We start from the raw sequence: 10597 nt of genomic DNA on the forward strand, positions 1-10597 counted from the left end.
CACGGACGAGTGCCTTCTGGTATCGAATAACGGTAGTCAGTGTCCCAGCACCCCAATTGCGGAATACCCCATCGGGGTATAGTGTTGGGTCACACATACCCGGTACGGGTACCAGCAAACGGGAAGAGGATACGCGATGGCCACGAACGAATACCAGGTGACGGGCATGACCTGCGGGCACTGCGAGATGTCGATTCGTGAAGAGGTCGCCGAGATCGCCGGAGTCGAGGACATCCAAGTGAGTGCGCAGACGGGCAAGCTCGTTGTCACGAGCTCCGACTCGGTCGAGGATGGGCAGATTCTGGCGGCCGTGGCGGAGGCAGGCTACTCGGCGGTGCGGACGGTATGAACGCGGGCGCACGGCTTGCTCTGTATGGGCTCGGGTTGGTGGTGGCGTTCGGCGGTGCATTCAGCCTCGCTGACGCCGTTATCCCCACGAGCGTTGTAAGCAATTGGACGAAAGGCACTGAAATGAACAATCACGATAACGGCCACGATTCCGGCGCAACCAGCGTCAATGGTTCGACGAGCGCTACTGCGGACAATTTGAAGGGCCTCGCGCTTGGCCTCAACGGATATGTGCTGTCGCCCGTTGAGGCTCCTGCGGGGATCAGCGAACCCGGCGAGTTAAGCTTCCAGATCCAGGATGCGTCGGGCACACCGGTTACGGAATATACGACCGCACACGATAAGGACCTGCATCTGATCGTGGCGCGGTCCGATGGCAGTCAGTTCCGTCACGTTCACCCGGTGCTGGATGTATCCACGGGCACATGGTCGTTGCCGTGGGAATGGGCTGCAGCCGGGAGCTATCGAGTGTTTGCAGACTTCACGCCGGCAGGTGCAGATGCATCCGGTCTGACGCTCACACGCACTGTTCAGGTGGCAGGGGAGTTCGCTCCCGTGGCACCCCAACCGACACAGGTTGATCAGGTCGGCGGCTTCACGGTTTCCCTCGATGGCGACCTCGTAGCGGGTTCAGCGAGCGAACTCATGCTCACCATCACGCGTGATGGTGAGCCGGTTACCGCCCTGGAACCGTATCTGGGTGCGTTCGGTCACCTCGTTGCGTTGCGTGACGGCGACCTCGCGTATCTGCACGTGCACGCCGAGGGCGAAGAACCCAGAGCCGGTGAGATATCCGGTCCGGAGATCGCGTTCGCAGCCGAGGCCCCGACCGCGGGCCGCTACATGCTGTACCTGGATTTCCAGGTCAACGGCCAGGTGCATACCGCCGAGTTCGTGCTCGATGCCACCCACGGCGATGGCGCGCCAGACTCCGAGGGCGAATCACACGAGAACGGGCACTGATCGTCGAGTCTCGCTTCTGCTGCAGCTGATGGCTGCAGCACTCAGCCACAGCTAAGAGAAGGAATAGTACATGAGTACATCAGCGCTCCCGAGTATGGGGACAGGCGTCGAGCTGGAGATCGGCGGGATGACCTGCGCCTCCTGTGCGATGCGGATCGAGAAGAAGTTGAACAAACTCGACGGTGTCATTGCGACCGTGAACTACGCGACTGAGAAGGCGAAGGTCACTGTCCCGGACGGGTATGACCCGGCGCTGTTGATCGCCGAGGTCGAGAAGACGGGGTACTCGGCCGTGATGCCCGCTCCCAAGGGCCAGAAGAAGGACGGTGCAGCCGCCGGTGACGCTGACGACGCGGACCCGGAACTGCTGTCGCTGCGCAATCGGCTGATCGGCGCGATCGTACTGACCGTGCCCGTGATCGCGATGGCGATGATCCCCGCGTTGCAGTTCACCTACTGGCAGTGGGCCTCGCTCGCGCTGGCTGCTCCCGTGATCCTCTGGGCGGCGTGGCCATTCCACAAGGCCGCGTGGACAAACCTCAAGCACGGCGCCGCGACGATGGACACTCTCATCTCCATTGGCACTTCCGCCGCGTTCCTCTGGTCGCTGTATGCGCTGTTCTTCGGCACCGCCGGCACCCCGGGCATGACACACCCGTTCGAGTTCGCGTTGGCACCCTCCGATGGTGCGGCGAACATCTACCTCGAGGTGGGCGCTGGTGTGACGATGTTCATCCTCGCCGGTCGGTACTTCGAGAAGCGGTCGAAGAAGCAGGCCGGTGCTGCCTTGCGTGCACTGCTCGAGCTTGGCGCGAAAGAAGTTGCGGTACTACGCGGTGGGGTCGAGACGAAAATCACTGTTGAGGATCTGCAAGTTGGTGACGAGTTCCTCGTGCGTCCGGGGGAGAAAATCGCCACCGACGGTGTCGTGGTCTCCGGCACGTCAGCAGTGGACGCATCCATGCTTACCGGTGAAGCGGTCCCGGTCGAGGTCTCCGAGGGCGACACCGTCACCGGCGCCACGACGAACGTCGGCGGTCGACTCGTGGTCCGTGCGACCCGGATCGGCTCGGACACGCAGCTGGCGCAGATGGCCCAGCTCGTCGAGGACGCTCAGACCGGAAAGGCCGAGGTGCAGCGCCTCGCCGACAGGATCTCGGGCGTGTTCGTGCCGATCGTGATCGTAATCGCGTTCGTCGCACTCGGCGGCTGGCTCGGCGCGGGATTCCCCGTGACCGCGGCGTTCACCGCCGCAGTTGCCGTACTCGTGATCGCGTGCCCCTGCGCGTTGGGCCTGGCAACGCCGACGGCACTGCTGGTCGGCACTGGCCGTGGCGCGCAGATGGGTGTACTCATCAAAGGTCCGGAAGTACTGGAATCCACCCGCAAGATCGACACCGTCGTGCTCGACAAGACCGGTACGGTCACCACCGGCAAGATGACCCTGGTCGACGTGGTTGTCGAAGCCGGCACCGATCGTACCAAACTGCTGCGGCTGGCCGGTGCGTTAGAGGATGCCTCGGAGCACCCGATCGCGCAGGCGATTGCCAAGGGTGCAACGCAGGAAGTCGGCGCGCTGCTGACCCCTGAAAGCTTCGCAAACATCGAAGGCAAGGGCGTGCAGGGCATTATCGATGGCCACGCCGTACTGGTTGGCCGTGATTCGCTGCTCGCCGAGTGGTCTCAGAAACTGAGCCGTGAACTGACTTCCGCCAAGGCGCGCGCTGAGGGTGAAGGTAAAACCGTGGTCGCGGTGGGCTGGGACGGGCAGGCGCGCGGCCTTCTCGTCGTGGCCGACACGGTCAAGGCGACCAGCGCCGAGGCGATCGCACAGTTTAAGGCGATCGGGTTGACTCCGATCCTCCTCACAGGAGATAACGAAGCCGTCGCCCGGCAGATCGCCGCAGAGGTGGGCATCGAGGAGGTCATCGCCGAAGTGCTCCCGAAAGACAAGGTCGACGTGGTCATCCGACTTCAGAAGGAAGGGAGGATCGTCGCGATGATCGGCGACGGCGTCAACGATGCCCCCGCCCTGGCCCAGGCCGACCTCGGACTTGCCATGGGCACCGGCGCCGACGTCGCGATCGAAGCATCCGACATCACCTTGGTGCGCGGCGACCTGCGCAGCGCGGTCGACGCGATCCGCCTGTCCCGCAAGACGCTCGGAACGATCAAGACCAACCTGTTCTGGGCGTTCGCCTACAACGTCGCGGCGATCCCCGTCGCGGCGCTCGGAATGCTCAACCCCATGCTTGCCGGGGCGGCAATGGCGCTATCCAGCGTCTTCGTCGTCGGCAACAGCCTGCGCCTGCGCGGGTTCAAAAGCGTCGCTAAGCACTAACGCAACCAACCCCACACCACCAACAGAAAATGCGAAAGGAATCACCCAGCATGACGAACGACCTCGAGGTAACCTCCAGCTGTTGCAGCACCACCGCACCCAACCCCGCCGCGGCAGGAAACGGCCGCGAGAACCTAATGGGCGGCAGCACGAGCGACGATATGACCACCTGCCCGGTCATGGTCGGCAACCCCGTCAGCAAGAAGGCCGCAGAAGCAGTCGGTCTCTACCGCGACCACGAAAGCGAGCGGTACTACTTCTGCTGCGGCGGATGCGGGCCAGCCTTCGACTCAGACCCCACCAAATACGCCGCCAACATGGCATAACACACGGACGCGGGGTTCACGGCCCACTCTCGCGCGCCGTGAACCTCGCTGACCGGAACGGAACCGAGGACACTGCCCAACCGCCGAGGCACAAGTGTCTCCATGCCCAACCAGTCGGCATGACGCGGCGAACCACGGCTACATCGCCGATAAGAATTTGAACCGCAACCGGCTCAGGCGCTTCGAAGGTCAGGTCCGTGGCTTCGACGGGATGATCGACGAAGAGCGTTACTGCATTAATATCCTCACGCAGATCTCTGCCATCACCAAGGCCGTCGACAGCGTTGCGCTCGGCCGGTTGGACGACCGTCTTCGCCATTGCGTCCTCGACGCCGCTGCCGCTGGGCAACAGGTCAGTGAGCTCACGATGGCCGAAGGGTCCGACGCAATCGCCCGACTGGTGCGCTCCTAACCCAGGAGCAGCAATCAGCACGCCGCAACCGTACTCACCCGAAACCGGAGGACGCAACACATGACCGCACACCATGCTGTGATACTCGGCGCCGGAGCGGCAGGCACGGCCGCCGCTCGCGCCCTCGCCAAACAGGACAATATTACGATCACTCTCGTCGGTCAGACCGACGAGACCCCATACACGCGCATGCTCATCAAAGACGTGGCCTTCGGCAGGATCACGCCTGATTTCGTCGGGCTGCCCATGCCGCGGGCCGATTTCATTGCGGACACGGCCGAACAAGTCGACGCCGAAACGCGAGAGGTGCGCCTGGCCTCGGGTAGGGCGATCATGTACGACTCGCTCATCGTCGCGACCGGAAGTCGAGCGCGCCGCCTCGACGCCAACCTTCCGGGCGCGGAACAAGCCGCGCAAGAGGGAACCCTCATCGCCCTGCACTCGCTCGATGATGCCGTGCGAATCAGGGACGCGGTCCTCGCGTGCGGCAAGCCCGCGCGCATTGCGATCTATGGCGCTGGACTGATCGCGTCCGAGACGGCGTCGGCGCTGCAGGAACAAGGTCACCAGGTCAGCCTCATCGCCCGCAGCACGCTGCCTGGTATTGCTACATTCGGGAGGTCCGTTGCCGCGCGCGTTGCCGCCGATCACCAGTCCCGAGTGACCACATACTTCGGCCGCACCATCAGCCGGATCCATCCTGAAATTGATGCGACAACCGTCACCCTCGATGACGGAACCGACCTCTCAGCCGACCTCGTCATCATCGCCCTCGGCACGACGCCCATCGCCCCCGCACCGTGGCACGACAGCGTCGACGTCGATGATCGACTCCGCGCGCACGACTTCGAAAGCGTATACGCGGCGGGAGGCGTGACAGTGCATCACGACAACCACCTCGGAACCTGGCGCATCGACCACTGGGACGACGGGGCCGCACAGGGAACACACGCCGCTCAGATGCTGCTGTACGTCCTCGGCCGAGGCGAGGACCCCGGCCCGTACCGGCCCCGCAGCGCCCACATGGCCATGATCTACGGCCGGATGATTGCCGGAGTTGGCTACACCGGACACCCGGAGGACACACCCATCGAGAGCGCCGAGGAATTCATCGTTCTGCACGAGCACGGAGGCGCCGTAGTCGGTGCAAGCGGCATCGACGCCGTGGGCGCGGTCTACCAATGGGGCCAGCGGCTCCATGAGGTCTATCCCTAAATGTCAGAGATACCCATCCCGGACCGCCGCCGAAGCTTCAGCTTCGCCATCATAGCGACGATGCTGCTGATGGTTGCCGCCAGCGCACCCTCTCCGTTCTACCCGCAGTTCGCCGAACAACTGGCATTGCTGCCGGTCGCGACCACGCTAATCTTCGCCGTCTACGCATTCACAATGCTCGCGGCCCTGCTGCTCACAGGAGCACTATCCGACGTCGTCGGCCGACGCCCCATTATCACGGTCGGGTCCGTGCTGCTGGCCGTGAGCCTCGTGATGTTTTGGCAATCCGGCGGCCTGACCATGTTGCTCGTGGCCAGGGCGCTCCAGGGGATCGCTGCCGGCCTACTACTCCCCGCCTTGTCAGCAATGGTGGTCGACTTCGCGCCTCCCAAGCACGCGGAGGCAGCCTCGCTGTGGAACACCATCGCGGCCATGACCGGGCTCGGAATCGGCGCGATCACGGCAGCGATCGTTCTCGATCTCACAGTCAACCCCGCCGGCGCCGTGTTCGGCTCGCTCGCTATCGTGTTTCTTCTGATCGCCGCACTGGTATGGGCGACTCCAGAAACGGCGCGCTCGGCTCGCCTGCGCGTCACGGGCACCACGTTGAGGCTGGCGGTTCCCGCGTACCTGCGTCGTGCGCTCATGGTGGCCGTCCCGGCCATCATCGCCGGATGGGCAACCAACGGTTTGTTCCTCGCCCTCGGATCTTCCGTTGTCAAGAGCCAGTTCGGTGCGACGACCCACGCGGGGCAGAGCATCGCCATTCCGATCTTCGCGGTTTCGGGCATTATCGCATCAGTCCTCCTTCACCGCCGTTCGGCCCGCGTCGTCAGCGTGTACGGAACGACCGCTCTCGGCATCGGCACCGCCCTCAGCCTGGGAGCCCTGGCGCTGCACTCACTCCGCGCTTACCTGATCACCGTGGCGGTCGTCGGAACCGGCTTCGGGACAGCGTTTATGGGGGTTCTGAAGACACTGATGCCGCGTGTCGATCCGTCCGAGCGCGCGGCAGTCATGGCGGTCATCTACACGGTCTCGTATCTCGCCTTCGGTGTGCCCACCATCGTCGCAGGTCTGCTCGTTCCCATTATCACCCTCCAGGGAGCGATGATCGCCTTCGGCGTCGTGATCGTGGTGCTCTGCCTTGTCGCGACCGTGAAGCGCGTCCGCATCCGAGGCCGTTCGCGCACGGATCCCCACGACCCAGTACCGCACGAGAACCTCCGGGCGGTACCCGCGAGAACCAACGGAGTTATTCGATGACGTATGTGATTGCCCTTCCCCGCGTGGACGTCAAGGATCGCGCCTGTATCGACGAGTGCCCGTAAGTCGGTCGATCACAGGGGCATATGACTTGGCGCGATAGCGCCTTCGACTTCGGGGCGCTCCATGAGTGGCATTCCTTCGAATCATTCGGACGAATTCTCCAGTGAGCTGCTGGCGCAGGTTGCTAGCGCTGCGCCCAGCGACTTGGTAGGACCCGGCAGAAGAAGATCGCGTCGCATCGGGAATACCCCAGGGGGGTACTTGGTTGCAGCGTGCATGGCGTGACGAGCCGATACAGGTCGACCCGAGCACCACGAACCGCAACGGGACGGAGTTGCAGAAATGAAAAAGTTGCCATTAGCGATTTGGGCAATGGTCATTGGTGCATTCGCGATGGGAGCCGATGAGTTCATCGTCGCCGGAGTCGTTAGAGAGATTTCCGAAGACCTCAATGTCACGTACGGGCAGGTCGGCGCGCTGGAGAGCGTTTACGCGCTCGGCGTGGCGATTGGTGCACCCGTGTTTACAGCGATCGGTACCAGGTTCGGACGGCGGTCCATGTTGCTGCTGACGACCGCAGTGTTCCTCCTCGGCAACACTCTGTCGGCGCTGGGCCCCAGCTACGAGATGATCATGGCCGGACGGGTGGTCTCTGCCACAGCCCATGGTGCGTTCCTCGGAATTGCGGCCGTCTTCGCAGCGGAACTTGTCGACGCGAAGCGGAAGGGGCGGGCGGTAGCGATCGTCTTCTCCGGGCTTACGGCATCGACGGTGCTCGGCGCTCCGCTCGGCGCCGCAGTCGGTCAGGCGTTCGGATGGCGGTTCACCTTCTGGACCCTGGTCGTCTTCGGAGGGATCGCACTGATCGGACTGCTCACCTCGCTGCCGCGAACCACGAAGCATGAGGTGCTCTCGTCCGGCGGGCAGCACCACTCTTATGAAGAGGTCGATGCGCACGCCCACGAATCCGCAGGAGGAAATGGGCGCGTCGAGCACGTCGACATTCCGGCTGCTGCGGAGGACCACGACCACGCCGTGCCAGCACCCGGAAGCGAGTTCGAGGGACTTGACGCCCACGCCCTCGCGCACCTCGGTGGTGGCGGCCATGGACCCACCCTGCGAGAGCAGCTCACCGCCCTCACCCGGCCTGCTGTGTGGGGAGCGCTGCTGACCACACTGCTCGGTTACGGCGGTGTGTTCACTAGCTTCGTCTACCTCGCACCTCAGTACACTGAGGTCACCGGATTCGACGCCGCATGGATCACCCCGCTCCTGCTGCTGTTCGGAGTGGGCCTGTTCGTCGGAAACGCTCTTGGCGGTAAGCTCGCCGACAAGGCAATCATGCCGACAGTGCTCGGCACGCTCGCAGCCCTGGCGGTCGTGCTCTTCGCGATGACCTTCGCTATCCAGAACCCGATCAGCGCAGTGATCATGACCTTCGTCTTCGGGGTGACCGCGTTCTCCGTCGTCGCACCCCTGCAACTGCGGGTCATGAACGCCGCCGGTCACGCACCGGACGTGGCGTCCGCCGCGAACATCTCGGCATTCACCCTCGGCAGCGCCATCGGAATCACTCTCGGTGGCGCAGCCATCGACGGTGGACTGGGCCTGGCATCGGTGAACTGGATCGGCGGGCTGATCACCACGACCGGGCTGATCATCGCGGTGGTCACCTGGGCGCTTCTCGACCGTCGCACGAGTGCCGCGTCGCACGTTCTCGGCCACGCCCATGACCACGAGGCTGGGTCAGCAGGCGTAGCGCACGACCACGGCGACACGGCGGCGCATCATGGCCCCGTCCCGACCGGACACGAAGCCCATCACCACCACTGAGCAGCGTTCACTGCAACTCACAGGGCCGTCCCGTCACAGTCAGGCGGGACGGCCCTGTTCGATATCGACAGAAAGACTCGTAGTCCAGGCGCACTGCTCCGAAATACTAGACAGTGTCAGACCAATGGTCACGATCAGACCCGGCAGGCCGACGGGGCCGGTAGCCTATCAACGGTTGGGGCGCGCTCCACTGCCGACCGGGGGTAATCTCAACTTCGCCACACGCACCCTGCCCCATCCTGAACCGCGAGAACCTAAGGAACGTACGATGTCACCCTCATCCGAGCCATCCACACAACCACACGGCTACATTAGTGACAAGGACCAATATCTCAAGCGAATGGGGCGTATCGAGGGGCAAGCCCGCGGCATCTCCAAGATGATCAACGAGGAGAAATACTGCATAGACATCCTCACCCAGATCAGCGCCCTCACCAGTGCGCTGCAGGTCGTCGCACTCGGCCTGCTCGATGACCACCTCTCGCACTGCGTCCTCGACGCGGCGAAGCTCGGTGAGGACGAAGCTGCGACAAAGATCAAGGAAGCCAGCGACGCGATCCGTCGACTCGTCCGCTCCTAATCAACACCTGTCCTCACTTCGGTACGAGAGACGCCAAGCACACCCGCTGATAGCCCAGGCGCAGCTCCTCTCGCCTCCTCTATATGCATACGCTCACGTATATGCATATGCTCACGGCATCGCCGTTAGTCACCCGGTACCGGCAAGGGGTTTGGCGCAGGGATGCACGCAGATACTCATAGTGCCGTGAGGCACGATATTCTCTACCTTTTGCCCGCCGTCGACGTCGACGCTGAGTTTGCCAATCCGGTCCGGATGAAAATCATTCTCGCGTTGCGGGAGACGAAAATGTCAGCGAATCATCTCGCCGACATCGTCGACGGATCCCCTCGCATCGTGGCTCGCCAGCTTGCGCGGCAGGCATAGTCGCCGATCGTGACCACGGGTTGAGGGTCGTCTATTGCCTAGCCAACGAGCATGTAGCGGACCTCGCGATCAACGGCGTCCTCCAGGCCCAGCACGCCGTTCCGACCGAACCCGATACCCGCCCCTCGCCCTAGACCGTTTGAAATATATAAGAGTCACCAGGCTCCGCCTTCCCCGCCTCACGCCTGCGACCGCTGTGGAAGCCTCGCGCGATCTGCTCGGTGAGCTAGGAGCGTGGGTCAGTAACGGCAAAGTTTAAAACGCCGTCGGATTTCCCGTCCTTGGCCGTGGGGTCTGGGAAAATTGCTTATGAGCGATTCTGATGGCCTGTTCCCCGCGACGGAACTTGAGCACGTTGACTTGGTCGTGGATGACGGGGTCGAAGCTGGCGCGGGCGTGAACAAGCGATTCCGGGCGTTCGAGCCGGCGGCGGTGATGTTGGTACCGCCGTCGTTGGATGAGTGGCTGCCGCAGAATCACCTCTCCCGTTTCATCGCGGACATCGTCGAAACCCAGCTGGATCTGAAGAAGTTCTACGCGTCCTACGCGAAGACGAAGGGCCAGCCGCCTTACGACCCTCGGCTGATGGTCCGTGTCCTGCTTTACGGGTATTGCGTGGGTGTTCGGTCGTCACGGGAGTTGGAACGTGTCTGCGTGGATGTGGTCGCGTTCCGTTGGCTGGCCGCGCAGCAGGCGCCAGATTTTCGCTCCATCGCCCGGTTCCGCAAACGGCACCTTTCCAGCTTGGGGAACGTGTTCTTGCAGGCGTTGGAGCTCTGCCGCGCTGCCGGAATGATGTCATTAGGGCAGGTCGCGTTGGACGGCACCAAAGTGCGCGCGAACGCGTCCCGGCGCAAGGCCATGAGTTACGCCCGCCTGACGGAGAAACAGAAGGTCCTCGCTGACGAGGTCTCCGCTCTGCTGGCTGACGCCGACGCGATTGA

Annotated in this window: 11 protein-coding genes and 1 pseudogene; all 12 read left to right on the forward strand. The window is 63.3% G+C overall.

The features are described from left to right. Positions 1-136 precede the first annotated feature (136 nt). Positions 137-349: a heavy-metal-associated domain-containing protein gene (locus BMW72_RS15975; RefSeq protein ID WP_092112330.1), complete on the forward strand. Its 213-nt coding sequence runs from the start codon at positions 137-139 to the stop codon at positions 347-349. Further along, a complete protein-coding gene (locus BMW72_RS15980; protein ID WP_092112332.1) occupies positions 346-1311 on the forward strand; it encodes a heavy metal-binding domain-containing protein in 966 nt (321 codons plus the stop codon). The genes BMW72_RS15975 and BMW72_RS15980 overlap by 4 nt, the downstream gene beginning before the upstream one ends. A gap of 70 nt (positions 1312-1381) precedes the next feature. Then, positions 1382-3652, forward strand: a complete 2271-nt coding sequence (locus BMW72_RS15985) for a heavy metal translocating P-type ATPase (protein ID WP_092112334.1) — start codon at positions 1382-1384, stop codon at positions 3650-3652. Positions 3653-3702: 50 nt separating this feature from the next. Next, the gene (locus BMW72_RS15990; protein ID WP_092112336.1) at positions 3703-3978 is read left to right on the forward strand and encodes a hypothetical protein; all 276 of its coding nucleotides are present in this window, start codon (positions 3703-3705) and stop codon (positions 3976-3978) included. A 157-nt stretch (positions 3979-4135) separates the two neighbouring features. After that, positions 4136-4390 carry a metal-sensitive transcriptional regulator gene (locus BMW72_RS15995; protein ID WP_338419476.1) on the forward strand — a complete coding sequence of 85 codons (255 nt, stop codon included), beginning with the start codon at positions 4136-4138 and terminating at the stop codon, positions 4388-4390. Between the two features lie 60 nt (positions 4391-4450). Continuing rightward, the gene (locus tag BMW72_RS16000; RefSeq protein WP_092112341.1) at positions 4451-5605 is read left to right on the forward strand and encodes an FAD-dependent oxidoreductase; all 1155 of its coding nucleotides are present in this window, start codon (positions 4451-4453) and stop codon (positions 5603-5605) included. Further along, the gene (locus BMW72_RS16005) at positions 5606-6871 is read left to right on the forward strand and encodes an MFS transporter (RefSeq protein WP_092112343.1); all 1266 of its coding nucleotides are present in this window, start codon (positions 5606-5608) and stop codon (positions 6869-6871) included. After that, a pseudogene (locus BMW72_RS19355) lies at positions 6868-6933 on the forward strand (ferredoxin); the annotation flags it as partial. The gene BMW72_RS16005 and the pseudogene BMW72_RS19355, both read left to right, overlap by 4 nt. 313 nt (positions 6934-7246) lie before the next feature. After that, positions 7247-8707, forward strand: a complete 1461-nt coding sequence (locus BMW72_RS16010; protein WP_166787837.1) for an MFS transporter — start codon at positions 7247-7249, stop codon at positions 8705-8707. A 268-nt stretch (positions 8708-8975) separates the two neighbouring features. Continuing rightward, on the forward strand, positions 8976-9287 hold the full coding sequence (locus tag BMW72_RS16015; protein ID WP_092112347.1) for a metal-sensitive transcriptional regulator: 312 nt from the start codon (positions 8976-8978) through the stop codon (positions 9285-9287). Between the two features lie 186 nt (positions 9288-9473). Then, on the forward strand, positions 9474-9653 hold the full coding sequence (locus tag BMW72_RS16020; RefSeq protein ID WP_134450478.1) for a helix-turn-helix domain-containing protein: 180 nt from the start codon (positions 9474-9476) through the stop codon (positions 9651-9653). Positions 9654-10049: 396 nt separating this feature from the next. Then, a partial coding sequence (locus BMW72_RS16025; protein ID WP_425266250.1) for a transposase occupies positions 10050-10597 on the forward strand: 548 nt, incomplete at its 3' end.

The organism is Cryobacterium luteum (assembly GCF_900110125.1).
Classification (GTDB): domain Bacteria; phylum Actinomycetota; class Actinomycetes; order Actinomycetales; family Microbacteriaceae; genus Cryobacterium; species Cryobacterium luteum.